Here is an 18,720-nt window from a genome sequence, read left to right on the forward strand (position 1 = left end):
CGTGACCGCGACGACCTCCACCACCGCGCAGCAGCCCGTCCTGTCCCTGACCGAGGTCAGCCACACGTACCAGGACCGGGGCCGCAAGAGCACCGTGCTGCGGCAGATCAGCCTCGACTTCGAACGGGGCACCTTCTCCACGATCCTGGGCCCCTCGGGCAGCGGGAAGACCACGCTGCTCAGTCTGGCCAGCGGTCTGGACAGCCCCACCAGGGGCACCGTCCGCTTCGACGGGCAGGATCTGTCCGCGCTGGGGCTGCAGCGCTACCGCAACCGGCATGTGGCGACGATCTTCCAGCAGTACAACCTGCTGACGTACATGACGGCGTTGCAGAACGTCACCACCGCCATGGAGATCACCGGGTCCCGGCCCGCCGGCGGAAGCCGCAGGTCCCACGCGCTGGAGCTGCTGGCGAAGGTCGGCCTGGACGGCGACCTGGCCCGCCGCAACGTGCTGAAGCTGTCCGGCGGTCAGCAGCAGCGCGTCGCCGTCGCCCGGGCGCTGGCCTGCGACGTCGATGTGCTGTGCGCGGACGAGCCCACCGGGAATCTCGACGAGGAGACGGCCGAGGGCATCGTCGCGCTCTTCGGGGAACTGGCTCACGAGCAGCACAAGTGCGTCATCGTCGTCACCCACAACCAGGCGCTGGCCGCCGCGTCCGACCGGGTGCTGCAGCTGCGCAAGGGCAAGGTCAGCGCGGTGACGCGGAAGCGGTGAGGGCGGCCGTCACCGGTGGGCGGGGCGGTGCTCGGGGCGGTGGCCGGGGTCGAAGGGCGGGAACATCCCCCGTACGTCGGCCCCGCCGGCCCACGCCCCGATCACGAACGCCGCGGTCGCCTCCAGCAGGCCGGCCCTCGCCAGGCCCCCGCCGTCCACCGGCCGGCAGCCGATGTCGGCGATCAGCGACCGTACGCGGGCCAGGGCCGCCGGGTCGTCCCCGCACAGCGGCACCCCGAGCGGTGTGCCGTCGAAGGCGGGGGGCCGCATCCGCCAGATGTCCACGTGACAGAGGTTGAACGCCTTGACGACGTGCGCCCCGGGCGCCGCGTCGGCGATCCGCCGGGCCATGCCCGGCCCGCCCTCCGTGGCGAGGGTGAAGCGGCCCGGTACGACGGCGTTGACGCAGTCGATCAGCGTCCTCCCGCGCAGCGCGCCCGCCCCGGCCCCGGCGGCTTCCAGCACCTCGGGGACGGCATGGTCCCGTACCGCGAGCAGCACCACCTCCCCGAACGCCGCCGCCTCCGTCCAGCTCCCCGCGTACGCCCCCGGCCCGATCCGGCCGGCCAGCGCCCGCGCCTTCGCCGGATCGCGCCCGCTGACCAGCACCTCGTGCCCGGCCCGCACCCACTGGGTGCCGAGGGCGTCCGCCATGTTCCCCGTACCGAAGATCCCGATGCGCATCCCCGCCTCCTTCACCGCGCCGCTCTGGCACGCTGAAGGGAACGGTAGGCACCCCGAAAGGAACCATTCGGTGCCCGACTTCCTCGCCGACTGCCGCACGCGGCTCGCCTTCGACCTGCTCGGGAACACCTGGACCCCGGTGGTCATCTGGTCCCTGCGGCACGGCCCCGCCCGCCCGCACGATCTGCGCCGCCGGATCGGGGGCATCAGCGGCAAGGTCCTCACCGAGACCCTGCGGCGCCTGGAACACAACGGCCTGGTGGCCCGCCGCACCTACCGCGAGGCGCCGCCCCGGGTGGAGTACGCGCTGACGGAACTGGGGCGCACTCTGCTGGCGCCCATCGAGGGCTTCGGCGCCTGGGCAGCCGCTTACGGGGACGAGGTCGTGGCGGCCCAGGACCGCGCCGCCGACGCGAGGCCCTCCGGATGAGGCAGCGCACTTGACCGGGGGTCAAGGGGTCGCAGGTTCACTTGCCGCTGCTCCTGGGTGACACACGGACCGGGCCCGCCCCGGGGCCGGTGACGTCCCGGGGCCGGTGACGTCCCGGGGCGGGTCCGGCGACACCGGCAGCACCCGCCCCGTCCGGCGGTCCGTCAGCCGGCCGCCCGCGCGGTGACCTCGTCGATGGCGGCGACGGCCACGTCGGGCTCATCGACGTAGATGTAGTGCCCGCTGTTCTCCGCGGTGCTCAGCTCACTGTCCTCGGAGAGTGCCAGCCACTTGTTCTGGCCGGCGGTCCAGTCCTCCTCCAGGCCCTCCCCGTACTCGGGCACCTCGGCCAGGTACCGCTGGCCGTGCTGGATGAGCCGCACCGGGATGTCGCCGGCCGAGTCGACGTCTCCGTCGGTGAAGACGAGCAGCTCCGGGTTATCGCCGTCGAAGACGGCGAGGGTCTCGGCGCGCAGTTCACCCGCGGGGCCGGTGTCGGACTCGGGGATCCGGTTGCTGACGTCGGCGCCGGCCGTGGGCGAGGTGCTGTCCAGCAGCACCAGCCCGGCGACCCGGTCCTGGTGGTCGGGGGCGTACCGGCCGGCGATCAGCCCGCCCATGGAGTGCCCGACGAGGACGACCGGTTCGTCACCGGCCACCTGGTCCAGCACCCCGGTCAGCGTCTCGCCGACGCTGTCGTAGTCCTGCGGGCCCTCGGGCTGGTCGCTGCCGCCCGCGCCGAGCCGGTCGTACGAGCAGACCCGGCCGTCCGCGCTCAGCGTCTCCTGGAAAGCGGCCATGGTGGTCAGATCGTCGCCGCCGCCGTGCAGCAGGACGACGAGCGGCCGGCCGTCCGCCGGTTCGCCCGAGCAGGACACCTTCACCGTGTGGTCACCGACGGTGATCGTCTGGGTCCCGGTGAGGAGGTCCCCGCCGGACCCCTCCTCGGGGGCGGGGGCCGGGGCCGAGGAGTCACCGTCCGTGTCCGAGTCGCAGCCGACCAGCCCCACCCCGACGACGGCACAGCACAGGGCGATTCCGGCGGTTGTCGCGAACTTCTGACGGCTCATGAGGTCCTCCGTGGGGGATGGCACAACTGAATGGGCACCGCGTGCGGCGCGCGCCGGCATCCGGTGCCTGCCAGGTCAACAACCCGGCGCACACGCTGGATTCGGCCACGCGCTCCACCCTAGGGGACGGCTTTCCCGGCCTGCCATGGTCCAGGATCCCCGCCTCCGGGTGGCGCTGGCACCACCCCCGCAGCGGCTCCGGCGGGGGGCGGTCCGGGCCGGGAGGGCAACACAGCGTGCCCGCCGGGGGATACGGAGCTGCCCTTCCCATGACGGATCGGTCGGTCGCGCGCCGCGCCACGGACACCGGCCCGCCCGTCGAGCGATCACGCGACGTCATCGCTGTGCCGTGCCCGGCGACTTGAATGACGGCACACGGACGGTGCTGCCCGGGCGCCTCGTCAGCACAACGCCGGGGCCGCCAACCTGTGGAACATCTACAAAGTGAGTGCCGACTCGCGGCCCGGCGTTAAGCGGAATGCCTTGCGGGGAAGGGTCGTTCGGGGCCTCCCGGCCCCCAATCGTCCCCTCAGCATCTGCTGTACACCTTGTAGGAAGGGAACCATGCGTCATCTGGCCTGGCAGAAGTCCAGTTTCAGCGGATCCGGCGGTAACGGAGCCTGCGTCGAACTGGCCGCCACCACCGCCGCGGTCTGGATCCGGGAGAGCGACATCCCGGCCATCACGCTCACCGCCTCACCCGCCGCCACCCGGGCGTTACTGACCCGCATCAAGACCGGCGGGCTCCACCTCCGGGACCACGCGCCGCGTCAGCGGTAGGCGCAGTCCGCCAGGTGGTCGTTGACCAGACCGCACGCCTGCATCAGGGCGTACGCCGTGGTCGGCCCGACAAAGCGGACGCCGCGCTTCTTGAGGTCCTTGGCCAGGGCCGTCGACTCGGCCATCGTGGCCGGTATGTCATCGTGCCCCCTGGGCGCGGGACGGCCCTGGGCCACCGGGGCGTGCGACCAGATCAGCTCGGTCAGCTCGCCCTTCTTCCACTCCGCGAGCACCCGCGCGTTGTGCAGCGTGGCGTCGATCTTCATCCGGTTCCGGATGATCCCCGGGTCCGCGAGCAGCCGGGCGGCATCCTCCTCCGTGTACGCCGCCACCTTCCCGATCCGGAACTGCGCGAAGGCGGACCGGAAGCCCTCCCGACGGCGCAGGATCGTCAGCCAGGACAGCCCGGACTGGAACGCCTCCAGGCACAGCCGCTCGAACAGCTCGTCGTCCCCCCGGACCTCCCGGCCCCATTCCGTGTCGTGATACGCGCGGTAGTCATCCGGCTGTACGCCCCAGGGGCAGCGCAGCCGCCCGTCCGGGCCGGCCACCGCACGCGTTGTGTCGCTCATGCCCCACAGTGTGCATCAGGGCACTGACAATCCCGCCCGGGCTCAGGCCGCCGCCCGGTACGGGACCTCCCGCAGATACATCGCGCCACAGGTGTGGCAGGACGGCTCCGCGGTGTTCCCCCACTCCCGGTCCGACCGCCGCTCCACCCCGTCCCCCATCTCCTTGCCGCACATGGCGACGTTCCCGTCCCCCTCACGCACCATGTGCCACCACTTCACAGCCCCGGGTTCGCCGGGATCGACGTACTCGGCCCACATCGTGTGCGACGAAGCCATGGCGGCTCACCTCCTCGAACTGCCTCCCTTCCATGATGAAACTCCCCCGCACGGGATGCGAGCCGAACGCCTACGCTCCTGTCCATGGATCCGACCGGGGGCGGGCTCCGACTCGCATCGAGCGCCATCGCGCCGCTGATCAAGAAACTCTTCCACCAGGACGGCCCGGGCGCCGGCCTGGTCGGCCGCCCGGTGCGGATCTCCGCACTGGTGTCCTTCCGTGGCGAGACCCGTACGTTGGGTGAGAGGGAACTGCGCAAGCTCAGCGGGGAGCTGGTCGCCCGCGCTGCGAAGACCTGGGGCCCGCACGACGGCCCCACCGCGGACGAGCGGGAGGAGCTGACCGACGCCCTGACCCGGTCGCTGCTGTCCCTCGGCAGGCTGGAAATGGAGGACGTCCAGGCGGTGCGGCTGGGGCCCACCGGTCTGGCGCGCCTGCTGCGACAGACCGCTGGCCTGTCCCTGGCGGGTGAAGCACTCTACGACGGGCTGCTGCACGCCGCCTGCGTCCACATCCTGAACTTCTTCACCCAGCGCTCCACGTTCGTCGCCCGGACGCTGGTCGAGCAGAGCCGCGACCTGGACCTCCTGATCCGGAAACTCGACCTGCTGGCCGAGCGCATCCCCCTCCAGACGGTGGAGGACGCCCGCTTCGAGAAGCGGTATCTCCGCTACATCACCGACAAGCACAGCACACTCACCATTTACGGAATCGACCTCCACCAGTCCCGGGACTGGCCGCTGGACACCGCCTATCTGAGCCTGCGGACGACGGAGCGCGAGGCCCCTCACCCGGTCGGGGAGAGCGAGGCCGAGGAGTCGGCGCGCCCGCCGAGCCCGCCCCAGCCGGCCGACCGCGCCCTGGCGGGCCGCGACCGGGTGCTGCTGCGCGGCGAGGCCGGATCCGGCAAGACCACCCTCGTCCAGTGGCTCGCCACCACCACCGCCCGCCAGGAGACGGCGGACGGTATGACCCATCTCCTGGGCCGTATCCCCTTCGTGCTGCCGCTGCGGACCCTCACCCGGGGCGGCCGGGATCTCCCCTCCCCCGACGCCTTCCTGTCCGCCGTCAGCTGCCCGTTCCACACCGCCCAGCCGGCCGGCTGGATCGACCGGGTTCTCGCTTCCCGGCGCGGGCTGCTGCTGATCGACGGCATCGACGAGATCCCCGAGAAGGACCGCGAGCCCGCCCGCCGCTGGCTGCGCGAGCTGCTGCACGCGTACCCCGGCAACCTGTGGCTGGTCACCTCCCGGCCCTCGGCGGTACGCGACAACTGGCTGGCCGGGGAAGGGTTCACCGACCTCGCCCTCGCCCGGATGAGCCGGCAGGACATCGCCGCCTTCACCGACCGCTGGCACCGGGCGGCTCGGACGGAGCCCGCGCTCGGCGAGCACCTGCTGAAGGCGATCCGCACCCAGCGGGACCTCGGACGGCTTGCCACCAACCCCCTGATGTGCGGCCTGATCTGCGCCCTGCATCGCGAACGGCGCGGCTATCTCCCGCACGGCCGCAAGGGGCTGTACGACGCCGCCCTGCTGATGCTGCTGGAACGCCGGGACCGCGAACGCGGCATGCCCAGCACCGGCGTCGAACTGGACGCCGAATCCACCTCCCTGCTGCTCCAGAAACTCGCCTACTGGCTGATCCGCAACGGCCAGTACGAGATGGAGACGGACATCGCCCTCGACCTGATCCGGCGGGTCCTGCCGGCCATGCCGCATGTCGCCGGCCAGGGCACGCCCGAGGAGATCTTCCGCCATCTCCTCAACCGTTCGGGCCTCCTGCGCGAGCCGGGCCCGGGCACCATCGACTTCGTCCACCGCACCTTCCAGGACTACCTCGGTGCCCGGGAGGCCGTGGAGGAACGGGACTTCGGCGTGCTGCTGCGCAACGCCCACCTGGATCAGTGGGAGGACATCATCCGCATGGCGGTCGCCCACGCCCGCCCCGACGAACGCGCCGCTCTCCTCGAGTCCCTGGTGCGGCGGGGCGACGCGGAAGACGGACACCGGGTCCGCCTGCATCTGCTGGCCATGGCCTGCCTGGAGCAGGCCACCCAGTTGGACCCCGCTGTCCGGGAGCTGGTGGAGCGGCGGGCCTCCGCGCTGATCCCGCCGCGCCTGGAGTCCGAGGCCAACCGACTGGCCGACCTCGGCCCCGTGGTCCTGGAACTGCTTCCGGGGCCGGAAGGGCTGTCCGAGCAAGAGGCACGCGCCGTGGTCATCACGGCCACCCGTATCGGCACGGATGCCGCGATTCCCCGGCTGGTGCCCTACTGCCGTCACCCTTCGGCCTCCGTACGGAGCTGGCTGGCCTCCGAGTGGAGCTCCTTCGACACCGAGAGGTACGCGCGGGAAGTGCTGTCCCAGCTCTCCCGGGAGGGCAACTACCGGATCGCCGCGTCCACCCGGCGAGAGCTGGAGCTGCTGCGTGACCTGCCGGACCACCGGTACTACTCGCTGCGCGGGAACTTCACAGCCGCCGAGGTCAGCCGGGCCCTGGATGGAAAGGACGTGGCCGAAGTCCATCTCTTCCTCGGTGACCGACTGTACGAACTCGGCTTTCTCCACCGGTTTCCCGGACTCCAGCGGCTGCTCCTGTCCAATGTGACCGGACAGGACGACCTCTCGATACTCGCCGGCCTCCCGATCAGCAGCCTGAATCTGCGGGGCCCGGGGGACGCCGGCGACCTGGGATGGATGAACGAGCTCCCTCATCTCTCCGAGCTCTATCTGTGGGACGTCGTCATCCATGGCGATCTGGCCGCGCTCCCCGCCCGGGCGGGGCTCGTGCAGTTGAGCCTGCCCGGCTACGTCGAGGATCTGACCGGCATCGGCAGCTGGCCGACGCTGCGCGGCCTGAGGCTCCAGGAACGGCACAGCCGGATGGGCTCCGCGAGCTGGAACGCCGTCGCCGCCCTGCCGGCGCTCTCCGCCCTGGCTGTCTGCGCCGCGGGGTTCTCCGAGCTGACCGGCACCGGCCTGCGCTTTCCGACGGTCACCGCGTTGACGGCCGACATCTCCGACGCACCGCACGGGCTTACCGCCGTCGCCGACAGCTTCCCGTCGCTGGCCACGCTCAACCTCACCGGCGGGCGTCGCGCCCCCGTCTCCCTGGCACCGCTCGCCGCGCTCCCCGACCTGCGCCGGATCACCTGTGCCGACACCGTCCCGGTCGCCGACGCCGATCAGCTCCCTCCCCACATCAGCGTCCTCCTGCATCCCCCGGCCCGCTACTGACCTCGCCCACCCCCGCACACGCCGAGGCCCCCGCAACCCTGACGGGTTGCGGGGGCCTCGGACCGGCTCAGTGGCCAGGGTCGCCCTATGCCTCCTTGGAGAGGTTCGGGCCGCCCTTCGCCGCCTGCTCGACCGGGGGGGTGTCCGGCAGCGAGGACTTCTCCTCGCCGCGGAAGGTGAACTTCTTGTCGTCCCCTTCACCCTCGGTGTCGACCACCACGATGTGACCGGGGCGCAGCTCGCCGAAGAGGATCTTCTCCGACAGGATGTCCTCGATGTCGCGCTGGATCGTCCGGCGCAGCGGGCGGGCGCCGAGGACCGGGTCGTAGCCGCGCTTCGCCAGGAACTGCTTGGCGTCCGTCGACAGCTCGATCCCCATGTCGCGGTCCTTCAGCCGCTCGTCCACCTGGGCGATCATCAGGTCCACGATCTGGATGATGTCGTCCTGCGTCAGCTGGTGGAAGACCACCGTGTCGTCGACACGGTTGAGGAACTCCGGCCGGAAGTGCTGCTTCAGCTCGTCATTGACCTTGGCCTTCATCCGGTCGTACCCGGTAGCGACATCGCCGGCCACCGCGAAGCCCATGTTGAAGCCCTTGGAGATGTCACGCGTCCCCAGGTTGGTGGTCATGATGATGACGGTGTTCTTGAAGTCCACGACCCGGCCCTGGGAGTCGGTCAGGCGACCGTCCTCCAGGATCTGCAGCAGCGAGTTGAAGATGTCCGGGTGCGCCTTCTCGACCTCGTCGAAAAGGACCACCGAGAACGGCTTGCGCCGCACCTTCTCCGTCAGCTGGCCGCCCTCTTCGTAGCCCACGTATCCGGGCGGGGAACCGAAGAGACGGGAGACCGTGTGCTTCTCGCCGAACTCCGACATGTCGAGCGCGATCAGCGCGTCCTCGTCGCCGAACAGGAATTCGGCGAGCGTCTTGGACAGCTCCGTCTTACCGACACCGGAGGGGCCGGCGAAGATGAACGAGCCACCGGGGCGCTTCGGGTCCTTCAGGCCCGCCCGCGTACGGCGAATGGCCTGCGAGAGCGCCTTGATGGCGTCCTTCTGCCCGATGACGCGCTTGTGGAGTTCGTCCTCCATGCGCAGCAGCCGGGAGGTCTCCTCCTCGGTCAGCTTGAAGACCGGAATACCGGTGGAAGCCGCCAGCACCTCGGCGATCAGTTCTTCATCGACCTCGGCGACGACATCCATGTCGCCGGACTTCCATTCCTTCTCGCGCTGCGCCTTCGCCGTCAGCAGCTGCTTTTCGTCGTCGCGCAGCGAAGCGGCCTTCTCGAAGTCCTGCGAATCGATCGCGGACTCCTTCTCCCGGCGCACGTTCGCGATCTTCTCGTCGAATTCCCGCAGGTCCGGCGGCGCGGTCATCCGGCGGATGCGCATCCGGGAGCCGGCCTCGTCGATCAGGTCGATCGCCTTGTCCGGCAGGAAGCGGTCCGAGATGTACCGGTCGGCCAGCTGGGCCGCCGCCACCAGCGCGGAGTCGGTGATGGACACACGGTGGTGCGCCTCGTACCGGTCCCGCAGACCCTTGAGGATCTCGATGGTGTGCGGCAGGGACGGCTCGGCCACCTGGATCGGCTGGAAGCGGCGCTCGAGGGCCGCGTCCTTCTCCAGGTACTTGCGGTACTCGTCCAGGGTGGTGGCACCGATGGTCTGCAGCTCGCCGCGGGCCAGCATCGGCTTGAGGATGCTCGCCGCGTCGATGGCGCCCTCGGCGGCACCCGCGCCGACCAGGGTGTGCAGCTCATCGATGAACAGGATGATGTCGCCCCGGGTGCGGATCTCCTTGAGCACCTTCTTCAGGCGCTCCTCGAAGTCACCGCGGTAGCGGGAGCCGGCGACCAGCGCGCCCAGGTCCAGGGTGTAGAGGTGCTTGTCCTTGAGGGTCTCGGGCACCTCGCCCTTGACGATGGCCTGCGCCAGGCCCTCGACGACGGCGGTCTTGCCGACGCCGGGCTCGCCGATGAGGACCGGGTTGTTCTTGGTGCGGCGGGACAGCACCTGCATGACCCGCTCGATTTCCTTCTCGCGCCCGATGACGGGGTCGAGCTTGGTCTCCCTGGCGGCCTGCGTGAGGTTGCGGCCGAACTGGTCCAGGACGAGGGAGGTGGACGGCGTGCCCTCGGAGGGGCCGGCGCCCGCGGTGGCCGCCTCCTTGCCGCCCGAGTAACCGGAGAGCAGCTGGATGACCTGCTGCCGCACCCGGTTGAGATCGGCGCCCAGCTTCACGAGGACCTGGGCGGCGACGCCCTCGCCCTCGCGGATCAGGCCGAGCAGGATGTGCTCGGTGCCGATGTAGTTGTGGCCGAGCTGAAGGGCCTCGCGGAGCGACAGCTCCAGGACCTTCTTCGCCCGGGGGGTGAAGGGGATGTGGCCGGAGGGCGCCTGCTGGCCCTGGCCGATGATCTCCTCCACCTGCTGACGGACCGCCTCAAGAGAGATCCCGAGGCTCTCCAGGGCCTTAGCGGCGACACCCTCACCCTCGTGGATCAGGCCCAGGAGGATGTGCTCGGTGCCGATGTAGTTGTGGTTGAGCATCCGGGCTTCTTCCTGAGCCAGGACGACAACCCGCCGCGCACGGTCGGTGAACCTCTCGAACATCGTTAATCGCTCCTCAGAGCGGTCAGGCAGTAAAGGGGTCGGTCCCCTCCCTGTCCTTCCGCAGCTTAGTCCCGCAACGGGGGACCGCTCATTCCGACTGTCTGCTCCTGTCCCCGGCCCCGGTGCCCCGAACAGGCGACATCAGTTCCAACCCGATGGTGCGAGACGATGTTCCCGCTGGCCAAGCTCTTGACCCCCGGATGAGTACGCCGACGGCGAACGCCGCCGGGCAACACACCCGGACCTACGGAAATCGCCCCTTCAGTCATGGGCAACCATGTGGGATTCCTACCCGTCAAGACTGACACTCCATGCCGCCGCGGCAACGGACATCCGCTACAGGCGAACGCGAATAATTCCTCGCCGCGTTCCGGCCGGTCGGGGGACACCCGCGGCGCGCGCACACTGTGCGCCCGTCTGCGGACTGTGCGTAACCCTCGCACGCCGCGGTCGGCCGCTCAAGACATGACACCGGTGAACCGGCGGCCCCGGGACACACCGCGGGGGGCCGCCCACGGGGGTACGGCCCCCCAGGTCAGGGAAGCGCTTGGTCCGCCGGGAGAGGCCCCGGCGGGGCGACTGAGCGCGGCCGGGGGATGCAGGCCCCCGGCGCCCGGCCGCTGAATCAGACGCCGGCCTTCTCGTAAGCCTCGCGAATGTTGGCGGGAACCCGGCCCCGGTCATTCACGTCGAATCCGTTTTCCTTCGCCCACGCGCGGATTTTCGCGGTGTCCTGACCGCTTCCCGCCGCCGGAGCCGCGGTACGGCCACGGCCACGCGTGCCACGACCGCTCCCGGCACGCCGGCCGGCCTTCACGTAGGGGTCGAGAGCGTCACGCAGCTTGTCCGCGTTTTCGGAGTTGAGGTCGATCTCGTAAGTCTTGCCGTCAAGGGCGAACGTAACGGTCTCCTCCGCCTCGCCACCGCTGAGGTCATCGAGGAGAAGGACCTGAACCTTCTGTGCCACCGGGCTGCTCCTCATTCATAGTCGCCGAATACCAATACATGCTTGCGGTGTAATCAAACCGCCATTCCTGGGAAAACACAAACCCCGAGTGCTGATTACCCGGCAACTCCATAAGACACAGAGGGACGATTCGGACATAACTCCCGCGCCTCTGTTGCTATCAGAGATGCAGCAGCATCCGACTGTTACCCAATGTGTTGGGCTTCACTCGCTCGAGACCGAGGAACTCCGCCACTCCCTCGTCATTGGAACGGAGCAGCTCGCTGTAGACATCCCCCGCGACCGGGGCTTCACCGATCTCGGTGAAGCCGTGGCGCATGAAGAACTCCACTTCGAAGGTCAGACAGAAAATGCGCCGAACACCGAGCCAGCGCGCCGTCTGGAGCAACTTCTCCAGTACCCGGTGCCCGACGGCATGCCCCTTCAACTGGGGATCGACGGCCAGGGTGCGCACCTCCGCGAGGTCCTCCCACATGACGTGCAGGGCGCCGCAGCCGACCAGGCGGGCATCGGAGTCGCGTTCGGCCACCCAGAACTCCTGAATGTCCTCGTAAAGGGTCACCGTCGCCTTGTCGAGGAGGATGCGGTCACGCGCGTAGAGATCGATGAGACGGCGCACCTCGGGCACATCCGAGGTCCTGGCCCGGCGGACCGTGACTTCCGTTACCCGGCGCGGGGCGTTCTTGGCTTCCGATGCGTCTGACACGAACGGAGGCTATCGCTGGGAAGGTCCCTCTTCCGGCCCGGGGGGCCGCTCGCGGGTTCCCTCCCGTGAGCCGTCCAGGGCGGTAACCCGGAGCGCGTCGCGCAATGCCTCGGTCTGCTCGGCCGACATCATCCCGAAGAATGCGACGAGGGCAGCCGCCGGGTTGTCCGACTCGGACCAGGCGTCATTCATCAATGCCGCAGAGTAAGCGGCGCGGGTGGAGACGGCCTCATAGCGATAGGCCCGCCCCTCCTGCTCGCGGCGGACCCAGCCCTTCTGGTGCAGGTTGTCCAGGACCGTCATCACCGTCGTATAGGCGATCGAACGATCCTGGCGCAGATCTTCGAGAACTTCCCGGACCGTCACAGGACGGTTCCACTCCCATACGCGGGTCATCACCGCGTCTTCAAGTTCACCCAATGGCCGAGGCACAACTGAAGAATAGCCGCCGGGCGGCGGAATATGGCTTTGGTCCGGTTTGGTGAGCGCGCTCCCGCTCAGTCGCGGGTCTCGCCCGCCCCCGGCTCCGCCTTCGTCCGCGCGGCGAACGCCGCGTCCACGGCGGCGTCTTCCTTGTACTTGTTCGCCCCGCCCTGCGACTTGACCATCGTCACGATGACCCCGATGAAGGCGATGGCCATCACCGTGGGAGGGAAGAGTGCGGCGATGTAGTCCATGAGTGACCGGCCTCCTGTGTCCGTGCGGGACCACACTACCGACCGCACCGCGCGGCGCCGGACCCGGCGTCACCCCTCGCCCGGACCGCCCCCCTGCTCCGCGCCGTCCTTGTCCGGCGGCGGAGCGGCGGGGGCCGGCGGCTGCTGCGCCGGGGCGGGCTTGCGCCGGTGCGGCGGGAAGACCTCCGCGGGGGTCGGTACGGGCCGCTTGGGCTTCGCACCGGGCGCGGGCGCCTTCCCGGGGCGGCGCGGCTCCTGCTCGCCCCTGCCGCGCTCGTCACCGGCCTTCGCGAAGACGGGAGAACCCTTTGACGTGAACATAATCTGACATTAAGTGCTTAGCAGACAATCTGCACTTATTGCTCTGCCATACGGCGTGGCGCCCGCTCCGCCCGGATCCCGGAGCGTCAGGAACGGGAGACGTTCCGCTCGTACACCAGCCGCAGCCCCACCAGCGTCAGCCACGGCTCGTGCTCGTCGATCACCGTCGCCTCGCGCAGCACCATCGGCGCCAGCCCGCCGGTCGCGATCACCGTCACATCGTCCGGATCGTCGGCCAGCTCCCGCGCCATCCGCTCCACCACGCCGTCCACCTGCCCGGCGAAGCCGTACAGGATGCCGGACTGCATGGACTCCACGGTGTTCTTGCCGATCACATGGCGCGGCCTGGCCAGCTCCACCTTCCGCAGCTGCGCGCCGCGCAGTCCCAGCGCCTCCACCGAGATCTCGATGCCCGGCGCGATCGCCCCGCCCGCGTACTCGCCGCGCGCCGAGACCGCGTCGTACGTCGTGGCGGTGCCGAAATCGACCACGATGCAGGGGCCGCCGTACAGCTCCACCGCCGCCACCGCGTTGATGATGCGGTCCGCGCCGACCTCCTTGGGGTTGTCCGTGAGGATCGGCACCCCCGTCTTCACGCCCGGCTCCACCAGCACCGCCGGGATGTCCCCGTAGTAGCGCCGGGTCACCTCGCGCAGCTCGTGCAGCACCGAGGGCACCGTGGAGCACACGCAGATGCCGTCGATGCCGTCCCCCAGCTCCTCCCCCAGCAGCGGGTGCATGCCCATCAGCCCCTGGAGCAGCACCGCCAGCTCGTCGGCGGTGCGGCGGGCGTCGGTGGAGATCCGCCAGTGCTCGACGATCTCCTCGCCGTCGAACAGGCCGAGCACCGTGTGGGTGTTGCCGACATCGATGGTGAGCAGCATCGTCAGCCCCGCCCCTCGGCCGCGCGCAGGTCGAGACCGATGTCCAGGATGGGCGCGGAGTGGGTGAGCGCCCCCACCGCGAGGTAGTCGACGCCAGTGGCCGCGTACCGGGCCGCGTTCGCGAGGGTGAGCCGGCCCGAGGACTCCAGCGTGGCGCGCCCCGCGGTCAGCTCCACGGCGCGCGCGGTGTCCTCGGGGGTGAAGTTGTCCAGCAGGATCAGGTCGGCGCCCTCCTCCAGCACCTCGGCCAGCTGGTCAAGGCGGTCCACCTCGACCTCGATCGGCACCCCGGGGAACTCCTCGCGCACCCGCCGGAACGCCTCCCCGACCCCGCCGGCCGCCACCACGTGGTTGTCCTTCACCAGGGCCGCGTCCGACAGCGACATCCGGTGGTTGACGCCGCCGCCGCAGCGCACCGCGTACTTCTCCAGGGCGCGCAGCCCCGGGGTGGTCTTGCGGGTGTCGCGGACCCGGGCGCCGGTGCCCTCCAGCACGTCCGCCCACGCCCGGGTGGCGGTGGCCACGCCGGAGAGCCGGCACAGCAGGTTCAGCGCGCCGCGCTCGCCGGTGAGCAGATCGCGGGTGCGGGCGGTCACCGAGAGCAGTACCTGTCCGGCCTCGACCCGGTCCCCGTCCTCGGCGTGCCGTTCGACCTCGAACTCGTCCGTGCAGACCACGGACAGCACGGCCTCGGCGATCCGCAGTCCGGCGACCGTACCGGCCTCGCGGGCGGTGAAGTCGGCCGTCGCGACGGCGTCCTCGGGGACGGTGGCCACGGTGGTGACGTCGACCCCGTTGTCGAGGTCCTCCTCGATGGTGAGGTGCGCGATGTCCTCGACGAGCACCGGGTCAAGACCGGCGTCCGCCAGCAGCGCCGCCAGATCGGGGTCCAGGCCGCACTCCAGCGGGTCGTGGGCCGGGCCGGCGCCGTCGTCGCCACAGCCGCAGCCGTCGCCGCAGCCTCCGGGAGCGGGGCCGGATGCGCCCGGGGCGGTGCCGAAGGGCAGCAGGGTCAGCTCCACGGGGGCCGGCCGGGGCGGTGGGGTGGTCACGGGGTTTCTCCTCGGAACGAAAGCTCTGACTGATCGGGGCGTATGTACGGGTCGCGGGCGCCGTCGCCGCCCGGCCGCAGGGCGAGCACGAGGTGGTGCCGCCAGTTCTGGTCGTCCCGCCCCGGATGGTCCTCGCGCCAGTGGCAGCCGCGCGTCTCGGTGCGGCGCAGGGCGGCGGTCACCAGGACCCGGGCGACCAGATGCAGATTAGCGGTCTCCCAGGTGTCGGCGCCGGGCTCGGCCGGCTTGCGGTCGGCCTCCGCCGGGCCGCCGGCCAGCTCGTCCAGGGCGCGGGCGGCGGCGGTGAGGCCCGCGTGGTCGCGCAGCACCCCGGCCCCCTCGGTCATGATGCGCTGGATCGCGGTCCTGGCCTCGGGGGGCAGCAGCCGTACGGGCGGGGCCGCCGGCCGGGCGCCGGTGGGAGAGGTGGCCGGCGTGCGGGGCGCCGACGCGATGTGCGCCGCGATGCGCTCGGCGAAGACCAGTCCTTCGAGGAGGGAGTTCGAGGCGAGCCGGTTGGCGCCGTGCACCCCCGTACAGGCGGTCTCGCCGCACGCGTACAGGCCGGGCACCGTCGTGCGGCCGTGCAGATCGGTACGGACCCCGCCCGAGGCGTAGTGGGCGGCGGGCGCGACGGGGATGGTGCCGGTGACCGGGTCGATGCCGTGGGCGCGGCAGGCGGCCAGGATGGTGGGGAAGCGGCGCTCCCACATGGCCGCCCCGAAGTGCCGGCCGTCCAGATACATGTGGTCGGTGCCGCGCTCGCGCATGCGCCGCATGATGCCCTTGGCGACGATGTCGCGCGGGGCCAGTTCGCCCAGCTCGTGCTGCCCGGTCATGAAGCGGACGCCGTCGGCGTCGACCAGATGGGCGCCCTCGCCGCGCACCGCCTCGGAGATGAGCGGCTGCTGTCCCTCGGCCCCGGGGCCCAGGTACAGGACGGTGGGGTGGAACTGCACGAACTCCAGGTCGGAGACCTCGGCGCCGGCGCGCAGCGCGATGGCGACGCCGTCGCCGGTGGAGACCGGGGGGTTGGTGGTGGCGGAGAAGATCTGCCCCATGCCGCCGGTGGCGAGCACCACGGCGGGGGCCCGTACGGCTCCGACGCCGTCGTGCCGGCCCTCGCCCATGACGTGCAGGGTGACGCCGGCGGCGTGCCCTTCGGCGTCCTTGAGGAGGTCGAGCGCGAGGGCGTTCTCGATGGTCTCGATGCCGGCCGCGCGGACGGCGGCGAGCAGCGCGCGGGAGATCTCGGCGCCGGTGGCGTCGCCGCCCGCGTGGGCGATGCGGCGCCGGTGGTGGCCGCCCTCGCGGGTGAGGGCGATGGACCCGTCGTCGGTGGTGTCGAAGCGCGCGCCCTCGGCGATGAGCCGGCGCACCGCGCCGGGGCCCTCCGTGACCAGGGCGGTGACGGCCGCGTCGTCGCACAGCCCGGCGCCGGCGGTGTGGGTGTCGGCGCGGTGCTGCTCGGGGGTGTCGCCCTCGCCGAGGGCGGCGGCTATGCCGCCCTGGGCCCACCGGGTCGAGCCGTCGGTGAGCCGGGCCTTGGTGACGATGACGGTGCGCTGTCCGGCGGCGGCGCAGCGCAGCGCGACGGTGAGGCCGGCGACGCCCGATCCGACCACGACGACGTCGGCGGCCACCTCCCACCCGGCGGCGGGGGCGGGCAACAGCGCGAGGGCGGGCAGCGGCCCGTCGGGGGACGCGGGCGGGGCCGGGGTCGTGCCGGGTGCCGTCATCTCGGGGCTCCCAGGGTCAGCCGGGTGTTGTCGATCAGCCGGGTGGTGCCGACCTTCGCCGCCACCGCCATGATCGCCTCGCCGGTGTGGGTGTCGGGGACCTCGCGGAAGGTGGCCGGGTCCACCAGGGCCAGGTAGTCCAGGTCCAGGGGCGGGTTCAGCCGGGCCGCCTCGGTCAGGACGGTGTGCGCGGCGGCCCGCGCCGAGGCGGCGGAGCCGGTGCGCACGGCCGTCGCGGCGGCCAGGGCGGCGGCGTCGGCGGAGGCGCGTTCCTCGTGCAGGGCGGCCAGGGCCTGGGCCCGGTCGCCGAAGGGCGCCTTGCCGGCGGCGGCCCGGTCGGCCAGCGCGGCCTCGGCCGACAGCCGGTCGCGGGCCGCGAACAGCGCCCGGGACAGCGCCAGCGCGGTGCGCCGCTCCGCCGCGTTCAGATAACGGTTGCGGCTGGACAGCGCCAGGCCGTCCTCCTCGCGCACCGTGGGGACGCCGACGATCTCCACCGGGAAGTTCAGGTCGGCGACCATCCGCCGCACCAGCGCCACCTGCTGCGCGTCCTTCTCGCCGAACATCGCGTAGCGCGGGGCCGTCAGGTGCAGCAGCTTGGCGACCACCGTCAGCATGCCGTCGAAGTGACCGGGCCGGGTGGCGCCCTCCAGCGGTTCGCCCATCGGCCCGGCGCTCAGCCGGACCAGGGGCTCGCCCGACGGGTACATGAGCGCGTCCGACGGTGCGAAGATCACATCGGCGCCGGCCGCCTCGGCCACCCGGGCGTCGGCCTCCAGGGTGCGCGGGTAGCGGTCGAAGTCCTCGCCCGCCCCGAACTGGAGCGGGTTGACGTACACCGTCACGATCACCTGGCCACCGGGCGGCAGCAGCGCGCGCGCCGCGCGGATGTTCGCCGCGTGCCCCTCGTGCAGCGCGCCCATGGTGGGGACGACCGCGCGCGGCGGCCCGGCACCGTACGGCTCACCCAGCTCCCGCGGTGTGTGCACGATCCTCATCGGTCCTCGTCTCCTTCCGCCCCGCCCTCGCCCGGAACCGGGCCGTCCGCCAGCACGCCCAGCAGTTCCTGGGCCGCTTCCGGGCGCAGCAGCCCGTGGTCCAGGGCCCGGTCGGCGGTGGTGCGCGCCATCGCCAGGTAGCCGGGCAGCGCGCCGGGGGCGTGCGCCCGCAGTTCGGCCAGATGCGCCGCGACCGTACCGGCGTCGCCGCGCGCCACGGGGCCGGTGAGAGCCGCGTCCCCGGAGCGCAGCGCGTTGTCCAGCGCCGCGCCCAGCAGCGGGCCGAGCATCCGGTCGGGGGCCTCGACCCCGGCGGTGCGCAGCAGTTCGAGGGACTGGGCGACGAGGGTGACCAGATGGTTCGCCCCCAGCGCCAGCGCCGCGTGGTACAGCGGACGGTCGCGCTCCTCGATCCACTCGGGTTCGCCGCCCATCTCGATGACCAGCGCCTCGGCGGCCAGCCGCAGCTCCATCGGGGCGGTCACCCCGAAGGAGCAGCCGGCCAGCCGCTGCACGTCCACCGCCGAGCCGGTGAAGGTCATCACCGGGTGCAGGGCCAGCGGCAGCCCGCCGGCCCGGGTCGCGGGGTCGAGGACGGCGGTGCCGTACCGCCCCGAGGCGTGCGCGATCAGCTGGCCCGGGCGCACGGCCCCGGTCTCGGCCAGCCCGGCGACCAGCGCCGGCAGCGCGTCGTCCGGGACGGTCAGCAGGACCAGTTCGGAGCGGGCCAGGACCTCGGCGGGCTCGACCAGCGGCACCCCGGGCAGCAGCGCCTCGGCGCGCCGCCGGGAGGCGTCGGAGACCCCGGAGGCGGCGACCGGCCGGTGTCCGGCCAGGGCGAGGGCGGCGGCCAGCGCGGGGCCGACGCGGCCGGCGCCGACCACGCCCACGCGGAGCCGGGCGGGGCGGGAGGTGGTCACGACTCGTTCACGGCGCTCGCTCAGCCTCTTTCGCATCCGTTCCGGTCCGTGTGCTCGGTACCGGACGTCGAC

19 protein-coding genes are annotated in these 18,720 nt (G+C 71.6%); 4 read left to right on the forward strand and 15 right to left on the reverse strand.

From position 1 onward, the window contains the following. The first annotated feature begins 1 nt into the window (after nucleotide 1). The gene (locus ACTFAP_RS12040) at nucleotides 2-718 is read left to right on the forward strand and encodes an ABC transporter ATP-binding protein (protein WP_500469050.1); all 717 of its coding nucleotides are present in this window, start codon (nucleotides 2-4) and stop codon (nucleotides 716-718) included. A gap of 9 nt (nucleotides 719-727) precedes the next feature. Here ACTFAP_RS12040 and ACTFAP_RS12045 read toward each other — a convergent pair whose 3' ends face one another. Next, on the reverse strand, nucleotides 728-1,402 hold the full coding sequence (locus tag ACTFAP_RS12045) for an NADPH-dependent F420 reductase (RefSeq protein ID WP_500469051.1): 675 nt from the start codon (nucleotides 1,400-1,402) through the stop codon (nucleotides 728-730). A 70-nt stretch (nucleotides 1,403-1,472) separates the two neighbouring features. On the opposite strand from ACTFAP_RS12045, the gene ACTFAP_RS12050 reads away from it, so the two are divergent. After that, entirely contained in the window at nucleotides 1,473-1,832 is a 360-nt protein-coding gene (locus ACTFAP_RS12050) for a winged helix-turn-helix transcriptional regulator (protein WP_495684555.1), read from the forward strand. Between the two features lie 164 nt (nucleotides 1,833-1,996). On the opposite strand, the gene ACTFAP_RS12055 is transcribed toward ACTFAP_RS12050, so the two are convergent. Beyond that, nucleotides 1,997-2,902, reverse strand: coding sequence for an alpha/beta fold hydrolase (locus ACTFAP_RS12055; RefSeq protein ID WP_500469052.1), 906 nt, complete (start codon nucleotides 2,900-2,902; stop codon nucleotides 1,997-1,999). Between the two features lie 564 nt (nucleotides 2,903-3,466). Here ACTFAP_RS12055 and ACTFAP_RS12060 point away from each other — a divergent pair. Then, the gene (locus ACTFAP_RS12060; RefSeq protein ID WP_436980249.1) at nucleotides 3,467-3,682 is read left to right on the forward strand and encodes a DUF397 domain-containing protein; all 216 of its coding nucleotides are present in this window, start codon (nucleotides 3,467-3,469) and stop codon (nucleotides 3,680-3,682) included. Here ACTFAP_RS12060 and ACTFAP_RS12065 read toward each other — a convergent pair. Together ACTFAP_RS12065 and ACTFAP_RS12070 are read right to left on the reverse strand one after the other, a co-directional pair. Continuing rightward, nucleotides 3,673-4,254: a DNA-3-methyladenine glycosylase I gene (locus ACTFAP_RS12065; protein ID WP_500469053.1), complete on the reverse strand. Its 582-nt coding sequence runs from the start codon at nucleotides 4,252-4,254 to the stop codon at nucleotides 3,673-3,675. The two genes, ACTFAP_RS12060 and ACTFAP_RS12065, sit on opposite strands and share 10 nt — an antisense overlap. Nucleotides 4,255-4,296: 42 nt before the next feature. Beyond that, nucleotides 4,297-4,530, reverse strand: a complete 234-nt coding sequence (locus ACTFAP_RS12070) for a hypothetical protein (RefSeq protein ID WP_030734922.1) — start codon at nucleotides 4,528-4,530, stop codon at nucleotides 4,297-4,299. Between the two features lie 84 nt (nucleotides 4,531-4,614). On the opposite strand from ACTFAP_RS12070, the gene ACTFAP_RS12075 reads away from it, so the two are divergent. Continuing rightward, nucleotides 4,615-7,770 (forward strand): NACHT domain-containing protein, encoded by a 3,156-nt coding sequence (locus tag ACTFAP_RS12075; protein ID WP_500469054.1) that lies wholly within the window; start codon nucleotides 4,615-4,617, stop codon nucleotides 7,768-7,770. A gap of 85 nt (nucleotides 7,771-7,855) precedes the next feature. Here ACTFAP_RS12075 and ACTFAP_RS12080 read toward each other — a convergent pair whose 3' ends face one another. From ACTFAP_RS12080 to ACTFAP_RS12130, 11 genes are all read right to left on the reverse strand, one after another. Then, nucleotides 7,856-10,384 carry an ATP-dependent Clp protease ATP-binding subunit gene (locus ACTFAP_RS12080; RefSeq protein WP_030734928.1) on the reverse strand — a complete coding sequence of 843 codons (2,529 nt, stop codon included), beginning with the start codon at nucleotides 10,382-10,384 and terminating at the stop codon, nucleotides 7,856-7,858. Between the two features lie 625 nt (nucleotides 10,385-11,009). Beyond that, nucleotides 11,010-11,351 carry a histone-like nucleoid-structuring protein Lsr2 gene (locus ACTFAP_RS12085; protein ID WP_390118644.1) on the reverse strand — a complete coding sequence of 114 codons (342 nt, stop codon included), beginning with the start codon at nucleotides 11,349-11,351 and terminating at the stop codon, nucleotides 11,010-11,012. A gap of 160 nt (nucleotides 11,352-11,511) precedes the next feature. Further along, entirely contained in the window at nucleotides 11,512-12,057 is a 546-nt protein-coding gene (locus ACTFAP_RS12090) for an amino-acid N-acetyltransferase (RefSeq protein WP_078635645.1), read from the reverse strand. A 9-nt stretch (nucleotides 12,058-12,066) separates the two neighbouring features. Continuing rightward, nucleotides 12,067-12,489: a BlaI/MecI/CopY family transcriptional regulator gene (locus ACTFAP_RS12095; protein ID WP_495684558.1), complete on the reverse strand. Its 423-nt coding sequence runs from the start codon at nucleotides 12,487-12,489 to the stop codon at nucleotides 12,067-12,069. Nucleotides 12,490-12,554: 65 nt separating this feature from the next. Further along, nucleotides 12,555-12,734, reverse strand: coding sequence for a hypothetical protein (locus ACTFAP_RS12100; protein WP_390118637.1), 180 nt, complete (start codon nucleotides 12,732-12,734; stop codon nucleotides 12,555-12,557). 69 nt (nucleotides 12,735-12,803) lie between these two features. Further along, on the reverse strand, nucleotides 12,804-13,055 hold the full coding sequence (locus tag ACTFAP_RS12105) for a hypothetical protein (RefSeq protein WP_386540044.1): 252 nt from the start codon (nucleotides 13,053-13,055) through the stop codon (nucleotides 12,804-12,806). An 86-nt stretch (nucleotides 13,056-13,141) separates the two neighbouring features. After that, nucleotides 13,142-13,939 (reverse strand): type III pantothenate kinase, encoded by a 798-nt coding sequence (locus ACTFAP_RS12110; protein WP_390118634.1) that lies wholly within the window; start codon nucleotides 13,937-13,939, stop codon nucleotides 13,142-13,144. 2 nt (nucleotides 13,940-13,941) lie between these two features. Then, nucleotides 13,942-14,991, reverse strand: a complete 1,050-nt coding sequence (gene nadC / locus ACTFAP_RS12115) for a carboxylating nicotinate-nucleotide diphosphorylase (protein ID WP_500469055.1) — start codon at nucleotides 14,989-14,991, stop codon at nucleotides 13,942-13,944. After that, nucleotides 14,988-16,730: an L-aspartate oxidase gene (locus ACTFAP_RS12120; protein WP_495684560.1), complete on the reverse strand. Its 1,743-nt coding sequence runs from the start codon at nucleotides 16,728-16,730 to the stop codon at nucleotides 14,988-14,990. The genes nadC and ACTFAP_RS12120 overlap by 4 nt, the downstream gene beginning before the upstream one ends. After that, entirely contained in the window at nucleotides 16,727-17,728 is a 1,002-nt protein-coding gene (panC, locus tag ACTFAP_RS12125; RefSeq protein ID WP_495684561.1) for a pantoate--beta-alanine ligase, read from the reverse strand. The genes ACTFAP_RS12120 and panC overlap by 4 nt, the downstream gene beginning before the upstream one ends. After that, nucleotides 17,725-18,648 carry a DUF2520 domain-containing protein gene (locus tag ACTFAP_RS12130; protein WP_495684562.1) on the reverse strand — a complete coding sequence of 308 codons (924 nt, stop codon included), beginning with the start codon at nucleotides 18,646-18,648 and terminating at the stop codon, nucleotides 17,725-17,727. Before ACTFAP_RS12130 ends, panC begins: the two co-directional genes overlap by 4 nt. Nucleotides 18,649-18,720: the final 72 nt, after the last annotated feature.

The sequence above is a fragment of the Streptomyces sp. PH9007 genome, from assembly GCF_059813725.1.